At 36.3% G+C, this 23309-nt stretch carries 23 protein-coding genes and 2 pseudogenes; 22 read left to right on the plus strand and 3 right to left on the minus strand.

Annotated features, from left to right (window positions below; translation table 11 throughout):
- Window positions 1-253 precede the first annotated feature (253 nt).
- On the plus strand, window positions 254-655 hold the full coding sequence (locus HRG09_RS20840; protein ID WP_174102761.1) for a hypothetical protein: 402 nt from the start codon (window positions 254-256) through the stop codon (window positions 653-655).
- Window position 656: 1 nt separating this feature from the next.
- The gene (locus tag HRG09_RS20845) at window positions 657-848 is read left to right on the plus strand and encodes a helix-turn-helix transcriptional regulator (protein ID WP_174102762.1); all 192 of its coding nucleotides are present in this window, start codon (window positions 657-659) and stop codon (window positions 846-848) included.
- Between the two features lie 124 nt (window positions 849-972).
- Here the strand turns inward: HRG09_RS20845 and HRG09_RS20850 are convergent, their stop codons facing one another.
- Complete coding sequence (locus tag HRG09_RS20850) at window positions 973-1923, minus strand: tyrosine-type recombinase/integrase (protein ID WP_174102763.1); 951 nt, start codon at window positions 1921-1923, stop codon at window positions 973-975.
- A 1185-nt stretch (window positions 1924-3108) separates the two neighbouring features.
- Window positions 3109-4356 carry a hypothetical protein gene (locus HRG09_RS20855; protein WP_174102764.1) on the minus strand — a complete coding sequence of 416 codons (1248 nt, stop codon included), beginning with the start codon at window positions 4354-4356 and terminating at the stop codon, window positions 3109-3111.
- Window positions 4357-4800: 444 nt separating this feature from the next.
- On the opposite strand from HRG09_RS20855, the gene HRG09_RS20860 reads away from it, so the two are divergent.
- The gene (locus HRG09_RS20860; protein ID WP_174102765.1) at window positions 4801-5976 is read left to right on the plus strand and encodes an AimR family lysis-lysogeny pheromone receptor; all 1176 of its coding nucleotides are present in this window, start codon (window positions 4801-4803) and stop codon (window positions 5974-5976) included.
- 421 nt (window positions 5977-6397) lie between these two features.
- Here HRG09_RS20860 and HRG09_RS20865 read toward each other — a convergent pair whose 3' ends face one another.
- Entirely contained in the window at window positions 6398-6805 is a 408-nt protein-coding gene (locus HRG09_RS20865) for a helix-turn-helix domain-containing protein (RefSeq protein ID WP_174102799.1), read from the minus strand.
- A 128-nt stretch (window positions 6806-6933) separates the two neighbouring features.
- Here HRG09_RS20865 and HRG09_RS20870 point away from each other — a divergent pair, with 128 nt between their 5' ends.
- From HRG09_RS20870 to HRG09_RS20955, 19 genes and pseudogenes are all read left to right on the plus strand, one after another.
- The gene (locus HRG09_RS20870; RefSeq protein ID WP_174102766.1) at window positions 6934-7164 is read left to right on the plus strand and encodes a helix-turn-helix domain-containing protein; all 231 of its coding nucleotides are present in this window, start codon (window positions 6934-6936) and stop codon (window positions 7162-7164) included.
- Between the two features lie 72 nt (window positions 7165-7236).
- Window positions 7237-8040, plus strand: a pseudogene (locus HRG09_RS29720) (thioester domain-containing protein); the annotation flags it as partial.
- A 267-nt stretch (window positions 8041-8307) separates the two neighbouring features.
- Window positions 8308-9513: pseudogene (locus HRG09_RS29725) on the plus strand (MSCRAMM family protein); the annotation flags it as partial.
- 35 nt (window positions 9514-9548) lie between these two features.
- Window positions 9549-9734 carry a hypothetical protein gene (locus HRG09_RS20880; protein ID WP_174102767.1) on the plus strand — a complete coding sequence of 62 codons (186 nt, stop codon included), beginning with the start codon at window positions 9549-9551 and terminating at the stop codon, window positions 9732-9734.
- Window positions 9735-9766: 32 nt separating this feature from the next.
- Window positions 9767-10291, plus strand: a complete 525-nt coding sequence (locus HRG09_RS20885) for a type IV secretory system conjugative DNA transfer family protein (protein WP_174102768.1) — start codon at window positions 9767-9769, stop codon at window positions 10289-10291.
- Window positions 10292-10352: 61 nt separating this feature from the next.
- Window positions 10353-10592: a hypothetical protein gene (locus HRG09_RS20890; protein WP_174102769.1), complete on the plus strand. Its 240-nt coding sequence runs from the start codon at window positions 10353-10355 to the stop codon at window positions 10590-10592.
- A gap of 64 nt (window positions 10593-10656) precedes the next feature.
- On the plus strand, window positions 10657-10938 hold the full coding sequence (locus HRG09_RS20895) for a hypothetical protein (RefSeq protein WP_174102770.1): 282 nt from the start codon (window positions 10657-10659) through the stop codon (window positions 10936-10938).
- Between the two features lie 15 nt (window positions 10939-10953).
- The gene (locus tag HRG09_RS20900) at window positions 10954-11178 is read left to right on the plus strand and encodes a hypothetical protein (protein WP_174102771.1); all 225 of its coding nucleotides are present in this window, start codon (window positions 10954-10956) and stop codon (window positions 11176-11178) included.
- 35 nt (window positions 11179-11213) lie between these two features.
- Complete coding sequence (locus HRG09_RS20905) at window positions 11214-14042, plus strand: type IV secretory system conjugative DNA transfer family protein (RefSeq protein WP_174102772.1); 2829 nt, start codon at window positions 11214-11216, stop codon at window positions 14040-14042.
- 5 nt (window positions 14043-14047) lie between these two features.
- Window positions 14048-14890 (plus strand): replication-relaxation family protein, encoded by an 843-nt coding sequence (locus HRG09_RS20910; RefSeq protein WP_174102773.1) that lies wholly within the window; start codon window positions 14048-14050, stop codon window positions 14888-14890.
- A gap of 4 nt (window positions 14891-14894) precedes the next feature.
- A complete protein-coding gene (locus HRG09_RS20915) occupies window positions 14895-15101 on the plus strand; it encodes a hypothetical protein (protein WP_174102774.1) in 207 nt (68 codons plus the stop codon).
- 12 nt (window positions 15102-15113) lie between these two features.
- Complete coding sequence (locus HRG09_RS20920) at window positions 15114-15332, plus strand: hypothetical protein (protein ID WP_174102775.1); 219 nt, start codon at window positions 15114-15116, stop codon at window positions 15330-15332.
- Between the two features lie 18 nt (window positions 15333-15350).
- Window positions 15351-16319 (plus strand): conjugal transfer protein, encoded by a 969-nt coding sequence (locus HRG09_RS20925; protein WP_174102776.1) that lies wholly within the window; start codon window positions 15351-15353, stop codon window positions 16317-16319.
- A gap of 15 nt (window positions 16320-16334) precedes the next feature.
- Window positions 16335-16589: a TcpD family membrane protein gene (locus HRG09_RS20930; protein ID WP_174102777.1), complete on the plus strand. Its 255-nt coding sequence runs from the start codon at window positions 16335-16337 to the stop codon at window positions 16587-16589.
- Between the two features lie 26 nt (window positions 16590-16615).
- Window positions 16616-17170, plus strand: a complete 555-nt coding sequence (locus HRG09_RS20935; protein ID WP_174102778.1) for a TcpE family conjugal transfer membrane protein — start codon at window positions 16616-16618, stop codon at window positions 17168-17170.
- Window positions 17130-19700 (plus strand): ATP-binding protein, encoded by a 2571-nt coding sequence (locus HRG09_RS20940; protein WP_174102779.1) that lies wholly within the window; start codon window positions 17130-17132, stop codon window positions 19698-19700. Before HRG09_RS20935 ends, HRG09_RS20940 begins: the two co-directional genes overlap by 41 nt.
- A gap of 58 nt (window positions 19701-19758) precedes the next feature.
- Window positions 19759-20268 carry a hypothetical protein gene (locus HRG09_RS20945; protein ID WP_174102780.1) on the plus strand — a complete coding sequence of 170 codons (510 nt, stop codon included), beginning with the start codon at window positions 19759-19761 and terminating at the stop codon, window positions 20266-20268.
- Window positions 20265-22811, plus strand: coding sequence for a CD3337/EF1877 family mobilome membrane protein (locus HRG09_RS20950; protein ID WP_174102781.1), 2547 nt, complete (start codon window positions 20265-20267; stop codon window positions 22809-22811). The genes HRG09_RS20945 and HRG09_RS20950 overlap by 4 nt, the downstream gene beginning before the upstream one ends.
- 79 nt (window positions 22812-22890) lie before the next feature.
- The gene (locus tag HRG09_RS20955; RefSeq protein WP_174102782.1) at window positions 22891-23286 is read left to right on the plus strand and encodes a hypothetical protein; all 396 of its coding nucleotides are present in this window, start codon (window positions 22891-22893) and stop codon (window positions 23284-23286) included.
- Window positions 23287-23309 lie beyond the last annotated feature (23 nt).

Genomic DNA, 23309 nt, shown 5'->3' on the forward strand with positions numbered 1-23309 from the left:
GAACCCTAAAACCGCGCCAGGATAGGAATGTATAAAAAAATAAATAGAGTCATAGAAAGGGAAAAAGGTGGATTCCTTGTGAGAGTAAGGATCCGCCTTGTCTTCACTACCAATAATAGGACGTTATGTTAACCGATCATGAATATTCTATTCATCTCAAAATGTAAAAATGTTTTGACATCTTAATTTTCACTAGATATAATTCAAATGTAAAAATGTTTTTACATTTTTGAGTAGAAGGGAAACATACAAAATGAATAAAAAGAAATTCATATTTTTAATTAATTGCATTTGTTTAGTTGCTATTATTGCTTATACTTTATATGTTTTTGTAACAGAAAAACGTATTAAAATGGGAGTATTTTTCTTTGCATGCTTAATTATTAGCTCTATCGTAAATCTAGTCACATGGGGCGATGCTGATGCTGTTTCAGAAGAAAGCCAGGATGAATTAGGAAAACATATTTCTTATCTGAGTTACAAGATTGGATATTTTGTCCTTATCATCGTTATGTTCATTATATTAGTTATAGGAGAAGGTAAAACTATTTGGAGTCTTGATAACGTGCAAAACTCCGCTCTTTATTTAGCCTTATGTGCTTCCCTTGTTATAGTTCCAATCACTGAATTTTTTGTATCAAAGAAGTTTAAGTAATATGAAAAACTCTATTTCAATATTCCGTAAAAAAAAATCTATGACACAAGAAGAATTGGCTAAGTATTGCAATGTATCACGCCAAACCATTAATGCAATTGAAAATGCTAAGTATGACCCAACATTGACATTAGCTTTTAAATTAGCCGAGGTACTATGTACAACAGTTGATGAACTGTTTAATCCGAATTAACCAATTGACTTCCTGTATCGATAATTATGTAAATGAGCTGTCCATATGGGCAGCTTATTGTATTTTTTTGCTTAGCGTGGGTTTTTTCCGAAATGCTGGCGGTACCCCTAGAATACCAGGGCTTTCACAGATTAATTCCGTTATTTTTGCTTTGTAGCTCGTTCCAAAATTGAATGTATCGATACAGTGCCTCAACACTTTTTAAGCCTAAAAAAGCTTTGATTTCAAGAGGTTTCATCCCGTTTTGTAGTGCGTTTAAAATAAAGCGGTTCCGCAACATAGTAGGCGTCACATGAATTTCGGCGCGTTTTATTTCTTTCTGCAGCATCCGTTGGATCGCGATTCTAGTTAGTGCCGCGGGCTGATCCTTTTCATAATCCCATCGAAATGTTTGTGGTCCAAAATCAAAAGCAACAAAGAACGGATCTCCAGTTTGTTGGCGTGGCCGTACAAGGTTAGGAATCTTTTTGTAATAGGATAGGGCAAGTTTTACATCGTCTTTTGACAAGGTGATAGAGCGTTTATAGGCGTGTAAGCCTCCTGGCGTAATGGTATTGGTGCCGAAATGTATATCATGCATAGAAAGAGTAATAATGTCCTGGATTGATAGCCCGTAGTTGAGCATGAAACGAACTAATAACAAATTGCGTTCCAGGATAAATTTTCTGCCAGATGCCTGGTATTCCGTTAAGCCGTCATAGCTTCGCATAACGCGTAACAGCATTTTAATTTCTTCATCGGATGCAAAGTGTTTAGAAGTAAGTGCAGGGGGCGTCATGTCGCTTTTAAGGCTGTCTGCCGCGCCGTGAAATTGCAAAAAGTTAATCAAAATACCGCGGACACGCTTCACGTTAGAAATTGACGCGCCACGTTCCTTTCTAAGAGATTTTAAATAGTTATCTAATATGTTTACATCAAAAGACTGTAAAGCGTCTTCTGGGGGCGATTTGACGTGTTTCTGTATCCAGAACGTAAAAAGCGAGATGTCATAGCGATATTGTTTAACGGTTGAAGGTTTACGGCCATGTTTTAACAAATCGGAAAGGAAAACATCAACAGCGAAATCCCAAGTCATGTTTATATACTCCTTTGTCCTAAAAATTGTGTACCGCAATTATATACGAAAACAATAAAAACAGGCAATAGGGGATTCTGAAACGCGTTGTTTTTTTGATGGGGAGGAGGCTGTTGATCCAGGCCAAGAGGGAAGACATGAGCCAGGACAGAGCGAGGCGAGATGGGAAGACGAAGTGCCGGGCTAGACAGAAGAAGGAAGCGAGAGACAGCGATACGCAACGATACAGACGATAGGGGAAAGGCGAATGATGTGTGGAAATGTGAAGGATGTGGAAGAGGATTGAAGAGCGAGGCATGGCGGGGCCGCCGCGCCGTTTACGTAGTTTTCTAAAAATCTGCCTGTCAACGGTATTTGATTCTAGTGGAATCAAGATACCCTTAACAGGAGAGCTTCAAGGTAAATCTAATTTTTAAAATATTCCGCGAAACCTAGTTCTATCAACAAGTTTAACATTAGAATAAGTTCAGAATAACCTAAGTATGTTGTCGCAACTTATTCCGTAAATTTTTCTAACGTTTTTCTGAATGAATTCGTAAGTTAATCTGTACAACTTTGTTTTTTTAATTTGCAAAGGTAATAGATATATTTTAGATCTTTATATAAAACATCGGATGTACATAATGCGAACATAATTGTGTTTATAACTAGAAATGTTTGTGTTTATAAAATTAATATGAATTTCCAGTTGTTTAGATGATGACTTTATTTATTAAATTTTTTTCATTTTTTTAAGTATAAAGAGCAAAAATAAGTATTAATTCTCAAATATATATATAAATAAGTCAAAAAAATATATAAAAGAATCAAATATATATATAGACGAGAAGAAAAACGTTGAATCCCTTATGTCCCAAGGAGTTTGAGAGTTTAGAAGGTTCATGAAATGTAAAACTCACAAATCCATAAGGGAAATACCGAAGAATTTACAATTCCACAAGTTCAAAAATCAATTATTCTATGTTCCCACAAGCTAATATTTGTACTATCTACAAATTCACAAGTGAAGTATCGTAACAGAGAAAAATAGAAAAACAGTAGATTTTGAGTTGAAAATCTACTGTTTTTTATTCTGGAATGGGAAGTACCAGAAGATATATGTTTTTCTACATGACAAAAAGCCTTGTTCCCTTCAAATTTTTTTGAACAAAGCTAAAAGGGCATGTTATTCGATTGTTTTGTAACTTATGCGGCCGCAACAGAATTTGGACTATAGTTGATATGCAACCATTCTGGTTGATCCCATCCTTTACGTCCAAATGCAACAAATAATTCATGACGATCGTGGTCACTTAAATATGTAAAACGCCAAGATGGAAGAGCTTCACGCAATTTTGTACGAATATAACCACCCATTGTTTTTATTTTTTTATTCGCTGTTTTTACATAATGTTCTAATGCATCTAACGCATAGCACATTGTATATGTCATTAATTGCACTCTAGCGGTCTTGTTTTCTAATAAATACGCAATCTTTGAAATTTCGTTTTGGAATGCAACAACAAGATCACGACGATCTTTATTAGAAAGTGGGTATCCCAGGGATTTTAAACGTGATACCGCTTCTTTTCTCATTTTTGCCTCGTTTTGTTTAATATCAGCATCTGTATTTTCCACTACACATGATGCAGCGATATGAATTTCAAATTTCGGAACCAAAATTTGGTTAACAGCTTTTCGAATACGAGTTAGACGAGACTCGCGTGCTTTCCGTACAGTTTTATGCGTAGGTACAAATGAGAAAATAGGCGATAATAAGGCCGTATATTCCCTTACTTTCTTTGCATTTTTCTTTAAATACGTTTTTAAAGTGTCCATGTTTCTTTCAACAGTATATTGTTCTACACTTTCGTAACTATATTTGTAGAGTTTGTGTGTAAAGTTATTGCAGAGATCTAATAACAAATAAATACCTTTACGATCACGATGTGTAACTAACTCACGTAAAATATTTGTATCCAATAAGGCTTTTGGAATGCGGAAATAGGATAATCCCTTACATTCTTGGTTTCCTTCACGTTTTGTACGATTATTTAATGCGTAATTACAAATCTCGTACACTGGTAATCCATTCTTCATAAATACTTCTTTTATGAGTTCACGTTGTACAAGAACGCAAAATCCTGAATAGGCAGATGTATAAGGAAGGCCAATTTTTTCAGCAAGTTGAGCAATCGTAAAATCACTTGGCAATAAACCAATATCATTTACCATATAGTGCATACCAATATATACAGCTAGGGCAGATGCTGGAAGTTCACATAGCTCATCTTCCCTTTTCAATTGCTTGAGGAGTCCGTTGAAGAATTTCGGACCATGCATGAGGAATTTTTGTTTTGTCATTTTTTTATCAAGATTCATATTTGTTTTTGATATTCGCGTATTTACTTGAACGCCGTTAGTTAGATCAGACGCTGTTACATTTTTTACCACAGAAAAAACCTCCTATTTTTCCCCTGTACACACTTACAGAAAAATCTTGGGAAAATAGAGGTTCTTATTCACACAGTATTCACTTTGTGTTATAATTTTTTATAGAAGTGAATATCTAGTTATGAGTTAAGACCCCTAATTCCTTGGGAGTTTTTAATTGGTTAGAGTCGCCAAACTGAAAGCCAATTAAAAACGGGTAAGGTATTTGGGGTTTTATTTTGTTTTTAATTAATGTGAAATCTATTCTTTTTCTATTTTACAAGTCAAAAGCATTAATATCAACACTAAAAATGTGAACTCTGTATAAGAAGTGTGAAATGATTTGTTCTAACTAAAATATTCTGAATATTCATTTAAAATTATTTCATAAATTCCTGAACCTCCACATGATAAAATTAATAAACATAGTTAAATTATAATAGAGGATTAAAAGGGTGAATTTCTATGTTTGATATACATAAAAGAATGCACTTGTATCTAGAGTCTTCTAAGTTGGAACATAAATTAGTTGCACAAGAATTAGGTATACCAGAAACTACATTCTCAAATTGGTATACAAAAGGGCAAAATATTTCGATATACTCACTACTAAAAATTTCAGTAAAACTGTCTCCTTTAGATCGGAATATTCAAGAAGATGATCTTATTCAACATTTAAAGAAACATAGTAGACAAAATCTAAATGTGAAAATAGCATTTCTAATTGCACATTTAAATGGTTTTGACAAATTATTAAATTACATAATTGATTTATGTGAAAATCATTCTGAATTAGAAGTGCAGAGATGTTTTAAGATTTTTCGTTTATTTAAATACCGCTTAAATGAATCTAAGGGATTGGAAGAAATCTTTTTAGAAATTGAAAGTTCGAGACCATTAAATAATAAAAAACATTTCCAAGTTGGTATGTTTTGTGACATATTAAGTATGTTAATCTTATGTGATTTAGGAAAAATCGATTTAATGGGAACGTATAAACAGAGGATAGAAAAAAATTTAAAATTAATAAAAAATAAAGAATTAAAGAAGTTATATAATTTTTGGATAGAAAGTATCTGGGGTTATGGGGTATTAAGAGGAAACGATATTGTTGGTTTTCAAAATGTTTATAAAGGTTTAATGGAGTTTGATGATTTGAACTTTTTTCCAGTAATGCAAGCTGTGATAGATAGTAGGGTGGGAGAGAGTAATTTATTTTCAAATGAAAAGGATGCATTTTATTATTTAGAAAAGGCCTGTAATGTTTTAGCGTCTCTAGGAGAAAAACATAAATATAAAATTGCATTAAACACTTTAAATTTCTTGAGAATAATAAAGTGGAAAGACATTGATAAAATTGATATGAATACATTAGATATTGCAGAAAAAAGCTTGTATTTCATCAAGGATAATCAAGAAGCTCAAGCTAATAAGTTACTAGATTACCTTGAACAAAAAAACAAATGCTTAAGTCCGATTCAGCGCGTCTATAGGGGGATGGCTAATAATGATTTAAATGAAATTTCAAGGGCTATTGATGCAATGAAGTCGAAAAATGATTTTTTTTATGCAGGATTTGCACAACAAATCTTTAATGAATATAGAGAGAAAAGTATTCAAAGTATCGGAAAGGGATTTTAAAAATGAAAAAAGCTATCTTTATGCTGATAATGTCGTTTTTAGTTCTAAACAGTAGCGTGAATTTAGGATTAACAAATAAATACAAACAAATAAAAAATGTACATTTTGAGTCGCAAGGATTGCAAAAAAACAATAACCTTATGATGATGACTGATCCCGGGGGCGGAATGTAGAGCAATAACAAAATGAAAATATATAAAATCACAAAAGACGTCGTAAATACGATGTCTTTTGTGATTTTATAAAGGATTTTATTAGTACGTAAGCAGGAATTTATGAAATTCAAAATTATAAAAGGTGGCGTTGTTTAATGATCTTAGACAAAGATTTACTAATAAAAATTCTTGAGAATATTGATTTAGAAGCATTAGGAGATTGGATAGATTTATGTGCAGATATCTCCAAAAAATAAATTTCTATGTCACTTTTTCAGTTGTTTTCCTTTTTCTTTTTCATCAACCTCTATTAACAGAAAATTCGCATATCTAAGTAATTCTTTTTCTATATATGGTTTATATTCATCTGGGACACTCATGTATTTATCATAAAGCAATTGTGATAAGCGATGGACAGGATCTTCTTCTCCTTCTACTCTTTGAAGAAGTTCATCATCGCTTATCATATGGTTTAATAAATATGCTTCACTAACATTAAAATAATTAGCAATTTCATGTATTTTATTTATTCGTGGTATTTTTTCTCCTGTTTCCCAGCTAGAAATAGTTCTGTAAGTCGTATTGAGATCCGCCGCTAACTCATACCTATCTAAACCTCTTATGGTTCTGAGCTTTTTTATATTTTTCCCCAGTATATTTTTTTTCATATCAATAATCACTCCTATACTTATTATAATAAATGTTAAAAAACTTAATGTAGGAAGTTTAGGTTCAAAATTTACACTTTAAGTGTTGACAGACACCTTTAAGGTGTTTATTATGTAGTTAAGGAGGTGAGAGAATGAATAAATACGAACAAAGAATTTCGATTATTAAAAAAATTAGAAATGAACAAGGTATGCTTCTTAAAAAAGTTGCAGTAGATTTAAATTTAAATAAAAGTGTACTACAGGCTATTGAATCTGGAAGAAAAAGCACAATTGCTGAACGTGCACATAGTATTGCAGCTTTTTATAATCGACCGATTGAAGAATTATTTATACCTACTTATTATCGAGCACGAATTGTATAAATCGAAATCCATAAAAAAATTGTGTTTTAACTGTTCTTTGAAAACTTAATGACTCTAAAGGAGCTGTAAAAAATGGTTTTGAAACGATCGTATCAAGCACTATTACTCGTCACGAGTGTACTTTTATTGGTTATGAGCTTCTTGATTCCAATGAATAAAGCAAGTGCGGAAGTAATCAATCGTGAAAGGTATTCGATGGATTGGGCGTATAGTCCACAGTATGGAAAAGATGTCCGTACAGAGCTTCTAAAAAACGCAAGTGGTCAAATTGCTTATTGTCTGGTTTACGGCTTAAAGTCTCCCAATGGCGATGACCTACCCGAGACAGGGAAAACAGACGATATTTCATATCGAGTACTGTTAAATGGTTATCCAGAAAAAAGCCCAGAGCAATTAGGAGTTTCTACGTGGCAAGAGGCACATTATGCCACGCAGCTGGCACTATGGAATGCACTGGGGCAAATTTCAGTGGGAGAGTTACAGTTCAAAAACAAAGCTGTAGAAAAAGCGGCAAAAGCAATCATTCATGCAGCGGATCAAAGTCAGGAGACACAGGATGTATACATGAATGTGGTTCCAACTGATAAACAAGAAGCGAAGTTGAACGGTGAATACTTTGAAACAACAACCTATACAGTTCAAACCAATGCGAAAAAGGGTACATTCAAAGTACAAATGAACAATGCACCAGAAGGTACAAAAGTTGTCACAGAACAAGGTGAGGTAAAAGAAACGTTCCAACTAGGAGAAAAGTTCCGTATTCAAGTACCAAAATCCTCCAAGAGTAGTGAACTATCTCTAAAAGTCGTTTCAAACCTAACGAATTACCAAGCTGTTGTATACAAAGGAACAAGTACGATTCAAGATGCAACTGTATTATTAGGGGTAGCACGCACATTTTAACGTTTTTATACTCTAAGAGATTCTCAAAACCCATTAACACAATTTGAATTAAGATTTTGATTTAAAGATGAGTTTTGAGACACTCTTGAAGCTATTTTCAACACTTTTTACATTGAAGCGCCTTTGTCTCAAATACCTACGTTTTTGAGATTGTTCATATCGCTTAGAGTAGTAACATCAATGGTTTTTCATGTCGAAATTTGCTTAGCGTATATTTTCGTTAAAATGTTGGCGGTACGCCTATTAGAGCGCAGTACAGAACAAGTAAGTAAAGATTTGAAAGTGTATTGGAAAGCAAACGGTGCCTTAAAAGTAATGAAAGTGGATGAAAATCAAAAAACACTTCCAGGTGCAGTATTTGAAGTCTTCGATAGCAATCAACAATCTATGGGAACGATTACAGCTAATAAAAATGGTGTAGCTGAACTTGGAAACTTAGAAATCGGCTCATATATTGTAAAAGAAGTGAAAGCACCAACAGGATATGTTTTAGATGCAGCTCCTAAAACTGTTGAAGTAAAAACAGGCGAAGTTGCTGTCATTGAAATGAAAAACGTACAAATCAAAGGAAATGTACAGCTTGTAAAAGTAGATCAAGACGGGAAAAAGAAATTAGAAGGTGCAGTATTTACACTTGCAGATGCAAAAGGAAATCCGATTAGTGAGCATACCACTGATAAAAATGGTGTCATCAAAGTTGATAATTTGCCATTTGGTAACTATCAATTTATCGAAAAAACTTCTCCATCTGGTTACATTCTTATGAAAGAGCCAATTCCTTTTAGCATCAAGGAAAACGGCAAGACAATTGAATTGGTTGCGAAGAATACCCAAGCAAAAGGCAGCTTAGAGATCACAAAGGTAGATGTAGCGGATGGAAACAACAAGTTACCAGGTGCAGAGTTTACAATTTACGATGAGCAAGGCGAGGAAGTAGTAAAAGGAAAAACAAACGAGCAAGGCATTGCGAAGTTTGAAAAACTTCCAGCAGGAAAGTACACATACAAAGAAACATTCGCACCAGAAGGCTATTTAATCAATGAAGAAATTTTCTCTTTTGAGATTAAAGAAGATGGCCAAATTATCAAACATACTGTACAAGATAAGAAAAAAGAAGTTCCACCAACACCAGAGACACCTCAACCAGAGCAACCGGAACAACCTCAACCACAACCAGAGAAACCACAAGTACCACAGGTGATTGAAAAACCTGTACCAACACCAGAGAAACCACACAACATTGTGAAACAGCCAGAACATCAACCAGAGCAACCAAAAGAACAGCCGAAAGAACAACCTAAGAAAACAGACAGTTATTTACCAACAACAGGTGGTAAAGCAGAAAATCCATATTGGATATGGATAGGCGCTACATGTGTAGCACTTGGTGGTATCGCAGCTGTTTATGCGTTTAGAAAGCGTAAAGAAGCAAAAGAAGAAATGTAAATTTACTCTCAACTAATATGGGAGGGCGGGATGTCATGTGCATATTTGATGTACATTATCAGATCGATGGAATCAAATACACAAAATCGTATTTGTTAGCATTGCCAGAAGATGGGTTTCAGTTGCGAAAAAACATTCAACATGTTCTATTTCAAGAGCACCAAAAAGAAGTAGCGATTCTCGCTACAGACTTAGAAGAATTAGATTTAATAGCATCATAAAGGAAAAATAAAAAAAGAAAGGTGCGATTTTCATGAACGGAACGTTTATCGGAAGAAGTGCACAACCTCCAGTGTTTTTAAAACCTAAATGGTACGATATGAGCAAGCAAAATTCATTTGTAATGGGCTCAAAAGGAATAAGTCATCAGTTTGTATTCGCAGGAGATAATCGAAATATCTTGGTACGAGGCGGCACAGGAACAGGGAAAACAAGGTTAATGAAACAACTTCTTAAAATGGTTGCAGAAGCCAATCAAAAAGCTGTTGTGTTAGATGGATATGATGAGTATTTCGAACATAAGAAAGAGTTTCAGATTATTTCATTGGCCGAAAAACCTTTTCTAAATCAGACAGAACAGGAGCGATGCAAACAATCTGATGTTGTCATTATAGATGAAGGCTTAAAGTGGTACTTTCAAGATCCAGAAAAATTTCTTGTATTCTTAGATGAACTAGAGCAAGCAGATACAAGAGTTTTTGCAAGCTTCCAAGCCATACCAGAAGCACTTGTAGAGAAATTTGATGTGTATTTAGAATTAGATCCACTCATCGCATAAGAATATAAAGTATTTCTATTTAACAATATAAAAAGATAAATGAATGAAAGGGGAATTTGTAGTGAAACCAATCAAACATATGCGTAGCAAACGTGGTTTTTATATCGGTAGAGTACGGGAAGTGAACAATCGTATCCATGCAACAAAAGTATCACCAGATTGGGCAGGAGTCCAAGGAAGAGGAATGGCATTTTCAAATCTGTTGATGACATTAGCCAGTGAGCATCACAAGGGAACAATAGTTGCAGATCCGAAAGCGAATTTTCATGAAAAAATTAAGAATGGAAACAAGTTTGGTTGATTAGAGAATGCTCTTTCTAAGGGCATTCTCCATACAAAATAAGCTAAGGAGATGTGAAAGATGTATGGCCAATTCAAACGAAAAGGTACTTGCAGATAAGGTGTTAGAACAATTAGAAATCAAGATTGATTTAGTAGCAACAAAATTGGTTAGAAAAAAGCGAAATGGTGAAACATCCTTCTTAGAAAATAGAAAGGAATTTGAAGTAGTAGAAGAGTTGAGTAAAAGCATAATGAATATTCTTCATCCTGTTGCACCAGAACAAACAATGGTTGTAAATAACATGCTTCACAAGACATCTCAACTATTGGATGCAATTGAGGCTGGTACATGCGATTTGAAATAGAAAGGAGGGAAAAAGATGTACATCAATCGTCATGAGTGTTGGGAAGCATTTTGGAAAGAACAAGTCACAATAGATGGTGAATTAGATATCGAACAAATTAAACAAGAACTCTTCGAATACAAATTATTTTTAGATCAAATCAAGAAACCTCAATTTGCAAATCAACAACCTCACATATGGATTCAATTAGCAGAACAACGAATACAAAAACATCAAGAAAAAGAACTAGAACTCGCGTAAGCCATGAAATTGCAAGATAGGAAGGAAGTGAAGGCGTGGCGCGCAGCAAATTTGACAAAGAACTAGAACACTTTGTTGAAAAGAACTGGAAAGTGCTCTTAGGAGTAGGAGCGATTGGATTTGTCTGGTTCTCAAAAGAAAGAATCCTAGCGGAACTCATGAAGCTGGTGCCAACCGTAGTTGGATTTGTAAGGCTCATTGCTTTGCTTGTACTGTTGTCCATTGTGTTCCGAATGATTTTGCATTATGTGCATCTGTATTTTGAAAAGAAACGATATCGATACGTGTTATTTATTCCTCATATTGAGGATGAAGTCACACCAGATAAACTAGGACAAATGATTCGGCATGTACATGGTTCGGGTCGTAAGCCGTTAGATCGTCTATTAAAAGGGCGTGATTGGTACCGCATGGTGATGTATCGTCCAGAAGGACCAAAAGAGCGTGTTCGCTACTATGTAGGTGGTCCAGAGGATGGATTAAAACAGATTGTGCAAGCAATGAAAAGTGCCTATACCAATAGTGAAGTGTATACAATCCCAAAAGAAGAAATGCCATTTCCCACAAGAAAAGCAGTGGGAGGACGGATGGTGTTAAAGAGAAAACGCCTAGATGCAACTTTATCATTAGCCCGTTATACACGTGATGTATTACCGATGTTAGGAAGTGCAATGGAGGAAAGAACATGGATAGACATTGCTTTTTCACCAGATAACGGATATCGGCTAACAAAAGGGATTCGGAAAGCAGAAAAAGCAATTCGAAAAAAGAAAAAACATGGTTTAGATGCTTTTGAAAAAGAAGAAATACGAGCATTAAATAAACGCTTTTCGAAGAATGAAGTGGCGTTCCAAGTATCTGTTTCATTTGCAAGTGATCATTATCCCGGCGTACCAGTTATCAAGAATTTAGGACATATGGTAGCAAGTATCATGGCAGATGTGAACGAACTCCGGTATAGGCGTTTTAGACGCTGTATGTCAGCTGTACCACATCCCGTATATGGGAAAATGGTATGGACGGGATCAGAGCTTTTAAACTTGTTCCATCTTCCTAATGTGACAGGTGACAAAAACAGCAAGACAGAGCGAAACATTTTGTATCTGGATAAAGGGGAAAACATGATACCAGACGATTTGTTGGCCGAAGGGATTTCAATTGGCCATGTGATGCATCCTTATATTAAAGATCGTTTAGTAAAAATTCGAGAAGAGTTTTTCAAGAATCATGGTTACATTACAGGGAAAGTTGGTTCTGGTAAAAGTACCATCGCGATGATGCTCATGCAAAGTGTCTTTGATCAGTGGATAGAAAACCCAAATGAAGCGGGCGGGATGTCTCTTTTTGATCCGACAGAAGACTTGGCATATGTAGCGCTTAATCGGCTGTTAAAGGCAGAAAAAGATGGAAAACAGGTTGATTGGAGTAAGGTTCACTTTATCCGTTTTCGCAATACGAATTATCCACCAGCTTTGAATTTGTTTCATCGTTTTCCAGGAGAAGATATTCAGACGGTTGTTGAGTCTATCATGGAAATGATTCGGTTAATGATTCAAGGGCAAGCGCAACAAACAGAACGATTATTACGAGCGATTATTGGTACCTTGCTTTGTGACGGAAGCCAAACACATACCATTTTAAGTGTCCCATTATTTATTAGTGATGAATTGTTTCGTGCAAACGTCATTGCCAACTTACAAGGACCAGAGAAAAAATATTATGATCATTTTTGGAAATATGAAGTAGGAAACGCGTTAGAAGATAGCACGCAAGCGATATTAAATCGATTAGATATCTTCCGTAATACGTTGTATTTAAAGCGGATGTATGGGCAAACAGGTTTTTCATTAGACATTCGAAAATGGATGGATGAGGGACATATCATTTTTTATGATTTAGCAGGAATGAGTAAAGAAGATATTCAGCTCACAGTTGGTTATATCAGTAATCAATATCACCGCATCGCACAGCAGCGGCCACATGGCTCTAAGCTTCATTTAGGAGTTATAGATGAAGCACATGATGTACAGGTACCTGTTCTGCCGAAAATCATTGCGAAAGATCGGAAACATGGTTTTGGACTTTGGGTCATTACACAGCAAGTAGCAGGGCAGCTAGATCGAGAATTGACAGATATGTTAACAGAAGCAGGTGGAAATTACTTTGTATGTAGGCAAGGATTCAATTCCGCTAAAACATTAGAAGGCATTATGCAAAAACAATTCCGTACAGAGTATTTGCAAAATCTTCCTAACTTAGTTGTGGCGATTCAAACACAAGATTACATTGACGGTGATGCGAAAAATGTGTGGTGCACAATACGAGTTCCGCCATTGGAACGATACTTGCCAAGTGGAGCAATTGCCAATTTCAAAAGGGAAAAAGAAATTCAAGCATCTAATGAATGGACGAAATCCAAAATTCAAGAGTTAGAACGTAGCAGCGGGAAATCTGGATCAGAAATTGACAAGGAAATTGATGAGTTCCTATATGGGAAAGGCAAGTATATGCAAGCCGAAAAAGTCAACTTAACCAAAGAAGAACCTGTTGTGACATCGGGTTTAGATGAGTTAGAAAAAAAGACATCTTCCAATGAAGAAGTAGAAGAAAACGTTTTGGAAAATCAGCCAGTCGAGTCCACGCATCAAGCGCAAATTATCCCATTTCGAAAACAAGTTACCGCAACAATAAAAGTCAAAACAGAAGAAAAACAAGAGGTCAAACACCAAGAAACACAAACCAAAGAATCGGAAATTGAACTTCAAAAAGAAGAGCCAATCACCAATCCACCAAAGGTTGAAGATGAAATGGAGGCAGTTATGAAAGGGGAAAAAAGCATTTTAGATATGTGGGAAAAGGAGTAGAGATTATGTGCAGTATGTTGCTATTGGAAGAAGATCAGAACTTACTCATGGATATACACAATCACATCTATGTCGATATGGAGTATATAACGGAAAAAGTATATCCGAATCATAAGAAAAAATCCGTATACTACCGTCTGAATCGTTTGGTACAAGAAAAGTATTTAAAAAATGAATTACTTCCGATACCTGTTTCAAGAACCCAAGTTCGTAAATCTGGACGACCACAAAATGTATATACGCTTGCGACCAAAGGAGTAGAAACGGTTCGTGGGTTGAGAGGGAGTGTTCATTGGAAAAACAGTTGGTCTCAACGTTCCGCATCATTTGTGTATCACAGCTTAATGTTAGCGAAAGTCGAATGTGCCATGGCATTAATTTCTAAGCAGGAAGAGCGTTTGGAATTAAAAGAATGGATTAACGAACCGCGGGCAACGTTTCAATATGCAAAAGGAAAAAGTCGAGTGATACGACCAGATGGGGTTGCGGTAATTGGATTAAAAGAAGCGATAGATAAAAACATCGGTATCTTCATGGAAATGGAACGTTCCTACGGATCAAAAGAAGTATTAGAAAAAAAGATTATCCGTTATAACGATTTCATGACACAAGAAGGAAAAAAGACAGAATATCAGACACATGCTGGTATGGGATACGAAATCTCAATATGGCGCCTAATATTTGTCGCAGGTAGTGAAAGTAGAGAAAAAGAATTGATTCGCTACTTGAAAGGGGTAAGTAGTCCAGAAATTCCAGTGTATATCACACTGTTTCAAGATATATTACAAGATCCATTCGGGAATATTTATCGGAATATTCAAAACCCTATCGAGAAAGTGAGGTTCTAAGAATGTGTTTCGGTTTATTTTATCGATAAGCGCTAGTATTTTTCTATTAGTTGTATTTTCAGATTGGGTGTTTGAAAGGGTACCAGGATCGCATGAGGCTTGGGAAGCTATTAAAAGTAAAGTCATAGAGATTTATCATACACAAGGATGGGAAGGGGTGTTAATTCTCGCACTTGTAGCGGTTGGCGTATATAAAATGATGGATCGATAAGGAGGGTGGATGGTGCCGATTATTGGTATTGAGTCTACGCTAGGAAATCCTGTATTTGCAAGTATCACACTCAGTGTTGTAATGATGGTATTCATTGTACTTTGCATTAGGCTGAAAAAATGGAGAGCCTGCATCTTAAGCTTGGTGGTATGGATGTATTTGCTTATTCTAATAAATTTTACAAAAGAGATTGCAGAGATTGCTCCTAAGATTGCGGGATTGGGATTTTAGAAGAAAAGGGGGATGTTCATGTGGCAAAAGAGCAAACAGTGGTTTCAAAAAACGTTTGAAAATAGGCAAGGAAAGGCGCGAAAATCCATTCAGATTCCTTCATATAGAGGGCGTTTAATTGGAAAATGGGCGTTTTGGATTCTTTTTAGTTGGATGCTCATTGTATCTGTAACAACTGTTATAAAAGGAAAAACGGATACGAAAGCAAATGCAAGTACAATTCCGAAACAAGTGACACAAAAACAAAACCTTGCGACACGCCCAGAAGCTATTGAATTTGCACGCGGATTCGTCAAAGAGTATTTTACCTGGCAAAGGGGAGAAGAAGGCCAGAAAAAGCGAGCGGAACGCTTAAAACCGTATATCGTTCAGACATTAGATTCCCAAGTTGGATTAGATACAGGAAGTTTACAGTGGGATTCCACTTTTTTATACGCAACCATTTTGAAAGTAGATGAAACAAAGGAAAAGGAAGCAAACATCATTTTCAAAGTGAGATATAAATTACATTGGATGAAACCAGATAATAGCGGGGAGGAAGTGAAAGAAGTTGTACAACAAGTATCCGTTCCTGTTCAATCCGATGAGAAAGCATTTGTTGTAAATGGGTTTCCACATATCGTGAAAGTCGCTGAAAAAGCAAAAATAAAAGAAGAAGAAAGCGAACGAGAAGAAATAAAAGATGTATCTACAAAAGAAGAGGTTCGCGAGTTTTTACCAACATTTTTTAAATCGTATACAACCTCAACACAAAAAGAATTAGCTTATGTCCTAGATAATCCTAGAATCAAAGGTTTAGAGGGGGCAATGAAGTTTGAAAAAGTCAATTCATCCAAAGTGTACCCAGGAAAAACAAAAGGCACGTATGAGGTGCATGCAGAAGTATTGCTGATCGATGCGCACTCTGAAACAAAAATGAGAGCCGTATACACATTGTTTGTGAAAAAAGATGGCAAACAATTTGTGGTAACAGATTTACAAAATTAAGGAAGAGAGAGGAGCATGTATATGTTAGAAATGATGAATAGCTTGGTGTTAGGGCTTGGGTTAGAAAAGGTTCTTGAGACGGTTAAAACGCAAGGGACTTACGCATTATATTGTGCCTTTATCATTGTGGCGCTGATTTTAGCGGCAAAACGTGCATGGGGATTGGTTGTGACATTGGTTGTAGGTGGCGGTATGATTGCCTTCTTCATTAACAAGCCAGACGCACTGAAAGCAATTGGTACTTGGTTGGGTGGATTAGCAGGCATGTAAGTGGATGACAAAAAGGAGGAAGCTGTATGAAAGAAAAAGAATCGTCTTCCATTTTCGTATATTGCTTTGGCAGTTATATGAATTACATGCGAAGACAATATGAAATTATGGGATATCGACTTCCACGAGCTGTGACATGGAGGGCACTCGGATATTTTGCAGCGGTAGAGGCGGGGCTAGTCGCGCTCCGCTTCCTCCCTCCTTTTAAATGGCTTCTGGGAGATCTAATCGATAGTGCTTGGCTTGTTTATTATGGGGTCATTCCCTTCTTCCTTGTATGGGGCGTTGATAAATACAAAACGGATGGGAAATCTTTTTTCGCCTTTATTCGCTCATGGGTCACATTTAAATTACGGAAGCATCAAAGTAACCGGCTTGTTGCGTTACCAAAGTTAAAAAAACATGTATTTCGTGGTCATGTATGCGTGCAATACAGTGCAGATGATGTAAAAGAAGAAAGAACAGTTTCTATTCCAATAGAAGAACAAGATATACACGCGTATACCCTTACATTTTTACCACCAAAGGAGGAGTTGGAATATGTTAAGAAGCATGAAGAGAAATCCACTGAAACACATTGAAGGAAATCTTGCGATTAGTACAGATGGAAAAGTATCTGGTGTCTATGAAGTAGATGGATTTGAATACGATCATCAAGATGAAAGTACAAAGAAAATGTATTATCGTAACCAACTCGCACTTTTTACCCATCAAGAATATGATGTCCACTTACTTGTTATTCCTCGTACAACAAATTCAGATGAAATTTTAGATGAACATATCGCAAATTTAAAAGGACCAATGGCACCGGCTGGGCGCTATCTGTTTACGAAAATGAAAGAGTATTTACGCAATGCATCCATTGCGAAAGAGAATATGGAATACCGCTTTTATATCCTTGTACAGTTAAATCCACAGCAAAAGGAAAGACAAATTCGAAACCCTGTCGTAGAAACTTGGAAATTTATGAAGAAGTTAAAAGAAGGTTTCTCTGAAACGGCTCACAATGTATCGGGCATGAACGTAACAGATATTTTGGAAGAAGAAATAGAAAAGTATCTGGATGTAGAGGAAGTGTTATATAACCAGGTGAGGGGGGCGTTTCGGAACACCCATCGTGCTACTCCAGCATCGATTCGATTTCTCTTCCAACATAATTTCACACGTGGCATGAAAGAGCCGAATGTAGAGAAAAACTGGAAAACAGGATCTACTCTTACCCTTAAAAATGAAGAAGGAAAACCAGTAAAAGTTCGCCGTCCAAATCTACAAGAAATGATTCACCTTACAGATTGTGTGATCGATGAAAGCCTAGGGCGATCTCTTACATTAGAGAGACAGAATGAAGAAGGCGAAATCGAAAACATGCATGTGGCTTTTTTAGCAGTTAAAAGCATGCCGGAAATCTCCAGTTTTCCAGGAGGGGAATGGATTTATCGCTTACAATCGCAATCACTTAAATTTCCAGTTGAGATGAGTGTGCGTGCATATCATTTAGAAAATCAGTTAGTCACACAAAAATTAACCAATAGTGAGTTAGAGTTAAATGATCAACGCCGCCAGGCAATGGTGGGAGGGCGTACAACGGATTTAACCATTGAGCGAAAAGCAAAGGGGGTCAAGATTGTAAAAGATCGCTTTGAAACCACAGGGGCACCCGGCTATGAGCTAAGTGTACTATTTTGCGTGTATGCCGAAGATGAGAAAACATTAAAATCACGTGTAAATACGCTCATTACAGAATACCGAAAAATGAAAATTGAATTAGTCAATCCATACGGGGAGCAGCTCGCTTACTTCTATGAGTTCTTACCAGGTTCTACGCGTTACAATACAGATTTCAAATTATTTGTAGAACCAGGCGTGTTAGCACAAGGAATGTTTGGGGCGACAACACAAATTGGTGATAACCAAGGCTTCTATATTGGGAAAACAACCAAATTGAACCGTCCGGTCTTTATTCGCCCAGATTTAGCCGCGAAAGCACTTGGGCATATTGTGACGGAATTTGATAGCTTATCGGTTATGTTTGCCGGACAAACGGGAAAAGGGAAGTCATTCTTAATGAACCTCTTAGTATTCTGGATTGTCATGAGTGGAGGAAGAGCATTCGTCATTGATCCGAAGGGCGACCGCACCAGATGGCCAGAGTTATTACCAGGATTTAATGAAGAAACATTGCAAGTTTGGACGCTTGGTAAAAGTAAAGAAGATGCGGGTTGTTTAGATCCATTCCGTATTAGCGCAACAAAAGAAGATGCGAAGAGTTTAGCACTTGAAATCTTAACGTTTTTATCCAATGTTGGCTTAGAAGATACAAGGTATGACTATTTATATTCTGCCATCGAAAAGGTAGCAGAGAAAAAAGAAGCATGTATGACGTTGGTTCGATTAGAGCTAGAGGAAATGAAATTACAACCGAATATATTAGCAAGTGAATTAGAAAAGTTAAATGCACTCACAAACCGTCTAGCAACATTAGAAGGGATACAGTTGGGAGACTTATTATTTGGAAGACCAGGTCAAAATTATCGCGTATTGAGCTTAGAACGTCCATTACAAGTCTTACAAATCCAGCACTTACGTATTCCAAAAACAGAAGAGAAAAATGAAAGTGTGACAGATAAATTGTCTCGAAGTATCTTAATTGCTTTGGCGGCATTTGGTAAGTCACTGATGCATTCAGACCGTAGTATTTTCAAAGTGTATGTACAAGATGAAGCATCAAGTATCTTGAAGAATAAAGAGGGAGCGGCTTCCTCCGATAAAATTATTCGGGAAGGTCGTTATCATAACACTGGCCTATATCTTGGAAGCCAAAATGCTTCTGACTATCAATCTGAAAATAAAGAAATTGCCAATGTGGGGATGAAGTTCTGTTTTGCACTGAAATATGATGATGAGGCAAAAGAAATGTTACGTTATTATAATTTGCCAGTCACAGAAGAAAATATTACGAGATTACGCGGATTACATCGCGGGCAAGCATTGTTCCAGGATATTTTTGGTCGAACAGCAGTCGTCGATATTGATCCGGTTTTCCAAGAATTATTGACAGCCTTTGATTCCTCCACCAAGACGGATGAAGAACGTGCGCAACAATTGGCGTAATTCGTATTACAATACAGATAAGAGTATTCTAAATTATCTGTATATGGAGGATGGGAAAATGAAAACTTTACGCAAATTATCTGGATTATGTGTCGCAGGAATGTTGATGATTACGGGTATAACGGGGTGTGGAAATGAAACGAAAAGTAACGCAACACAGCAAGAAAGTCAAAAGGAACGAGATATGAAAGAAGCGGATAAAGCCGCAGTAGAATATTTAAAAGCTTATATTGAAATGGATACGAAAAAGTTAAATGACTTGCAATATAAGAAATATGATTTTGGAGAAGAGGGAATAAATCATCCTGGAATTAGTAAAGAAATGAGAAAGCGATATGATGTAGATCGATATGATTTACAGGAGAAAGCGAGCGAATATTATTACAGAATTAAATATTATGATCCAGTGAAAGAAACACAAAGAGGGTTGTACCTTCGAATGGTAAAAGATGAGAAAGATGGGAAATGGAAAAATTATGAATGGGCATGGGACTTAAATAACAGTTTAAATTCCATTGTGGGAAGTGTGAAGCCAGTTCGTGTCCATAATTGGGGGCAAAAAGAATGAAGAAATTTCTTTCGATTTGTATGATTTTTGTCTTTTTCCTTCTTCCACTAGGGTCACAAGTGACCCTAGCGGAAGAGAAAAACAAAACAGGGACAGGTCGGATTTCGAACAATTTATTTCAAGGGTATACAGATGGAATTTACAAGGATAAGTATTATGAAATAGATACGTATCAGCCAAAAGAAGAGGATAAGGGTATTCTTGAAAAAGGTTGGGATTATTTATTTGGAGACGATAGTATAGGGAAAGATTTACAAAGAATGCTATATACCGTATGTCAATGGTTTGCGAATATGGCATTTCAATTGAATGTAATTTTAGGTCAATTGACAATTTTTCTAGTGGATCAAGCGTTGAAATTAGATATTGTAGATGCGGTGGCTGATAAACTTGCAGCGGCTATGCAAAATATCGCAGGTGTCGGAAAGAAAGGATTTTTAGAAAGTGGATTATTTCCAGCGATTATCGGAATCACATGTGCTTTGTCTGCCTGCTATGCAGGATATGTTTTCTTTATAAAACGTCAACCAACAGCTGGCTTAAACGAATTAGTCAAAACAGTTTTAGTCATTGCCTTTATTATAGTCTATATCGGGAATGCCAGCACGATACTGAAGAGTGCGAATACAATTAGTTCTGAAATTAGTACAACAGTATTAGCGAAAGCGACAGGAACAGTTGCGGGAGATCCAGGGCGTTCGAAATTAGATGCGATTTTTTCAGTAAAAAAACAAATTTGGGATTTATTAGTTGAAAGGCCGTACTTGTTCTTGCAGTATGGGGAAGATTCTAAGAAGAAAATTGGAGAAAAACGAGTTGATGAATTACTAGCAAAACCACCTGGAAAAGAGCGAAATGAATTAGTAGGGAAAGAAATTCAAAATGGAAATAAAATGATGGTGTTGTCGTCGGTGAGTGATCGATTGGTATTTACACTCATGTACTATATCGTCAATGCATTTGCAGGTATTCCAGTAATCGTCTTTTGTTTACTGATTGTAGCATTCCAACTATGGTTTATGGTGATGAGTATTATTGCACCTATAGTGATGGCAGTTGCTTTATTACCAGGGAATCGACGTGTGATGGAAAGCTGGGCAAAACAATGGGTAAAACCGTTAGCTCTAAAAATCTTTGCGTCTGCCTTGCTTATCATTATCTTTACTGTTGCGGAGCTGTTATACGTACTACCAGAAGCGGGAATTGCAGGTTATGTATCGACTATGGTTCTTCAAATTCTTGTATTCGTTTTATGTTATATCTTTAGAGATAGCCTTGTTGCTTCATTTAAAAAAGTAAGAGGTGTGTATCAAGTTGCAACAGATATTTCTCTTATGACAGAACGGTTTGTTGATAAAGGGAAGGAATTGACTGGAGATACGCTATCCAGTGTTGGAGATAAAATTGGAGGACACTTTAATTCAGCGGCTGAATTGGCAGCGGCAGGTGGAGGAGTAGTAGAGGCGTTAGATGATCAATCAGAAAAGGATAAAGAACAACAGCTAATAAAGGCCAATGTACCGAAGAATTTGTCAAAAGAAGAAATGGACAAAAAGAAATCAAATCTCATTTCCTTGCAAGATCAAGATAAGAAAGAAGAGCCAGAAAATGAAGAAGAAAAAGATGAAATTGAGGAAGAGTTAGACCAATCAGATGAAGATGCGGCATTACGACATAATTTAATTCGTTTAGATAAAGAAGCATTAGAAGAGCAACTGGAAGAGGACCAGGAGCAATTAGAAGATGAGCAAGAAACAACACCATTAGAAGATCACGATATGGTACCCAATCAAGAACTTGTATCTCTACAAGAAGAGGGAGAAATGGTTGGAGAGCCTACTACATTAGAAGATGATGTGCAAGATATACCACATGATGAACTAGACACAATTGAAATTGTGGAGCATCCTACAAATGAACTTGATACCAAAGAACTTGTAACAGAGGAGATTCCAACAAATTTATCGGAGCATGAACTGGCAACGGAGGAAATTCCAACAGATTTATTACCACAAGATATTCCAACAGAAGAAATCCCAACAGACATATCCGCTCAAGACATTACAACAGAGGAAATCCCAACAAATATTCCAACACAAGAAATTAGAACGGAAGAGGTCCCAACAGATATAATTCCAGGGGAAATTCGTGCAGATGTAACAGACGATGGTGTCATTGTTCCACGTACAGAAAAGACGACTTCATCGTTAGTAAGTGACACGATTCCAGGAGAGATTCCTGTAAAAGCAGACGAAACAGAGCGCATTCTTCCACAGAATACTCATATAGATGTCGAGTCAACTGAACAAGTGTTAGCATCAGACGAATCTAGTTTTTCTATTCCAACTCAATCCGTTCCCATTTCAAATTTGGCGCAAGCAAAGGAGAAAAAAGATAGTGAGCCTGTTTCAGAATGGGATATTGAACTATCAGATACACCAAATTTACAGTGGGATTCTTTAGCAGCCGGAAGTGAAAACTGGAATCCTCCTTCACAAGGTTTCAAGAATTTAGATAGCTTACAATCACCTGAAGATGAGTAAAGTCCTAGTGTCATAGGGCTTTACTTCCTTATAAGAAATGCAAGGTTACAAATATAGAAGAAAAAGAGTGTCATACACAATGAAACACAAAGGGTTAACGGTGATAAAGATGACGAGTGTTGGTCTATTTCTTTGTATTGGTTTTTTAGGTTGGATGAATCTGATCACACTCTTTTTAAAACAGGAATGGCAAGCGAGTACGATGTTTTGGATTGTTTCCATATTGCTGATTTGGTACATGTTGATCTTACTTCTGATCCAGGTCATACAAAAAACAACACGTTCTTACATGACACGAATTCCTCAACTTGCATTATTTGTTTGGTTTGTAGGAACCGGACATTTTGGGTTACTAGGTTTTGTTCAATCCCAACAATCTACTTTTTTAACAATCGGATTTCCTATATTTACATCGATTCCTGTCATTTTAGCCATTGTGTACATGGTGATATACAGACGATATGCCAACACATAACATTTTCATAGCGACAAAGGGGG

This window comes from Bacillus sp. Xin1 (assembly GCF_013314535.1).
Classification (GTDB): Bacteria; Bacillota; Bacilli; order Bacillales; family Bacillaceae_G; genus Bacillus_A.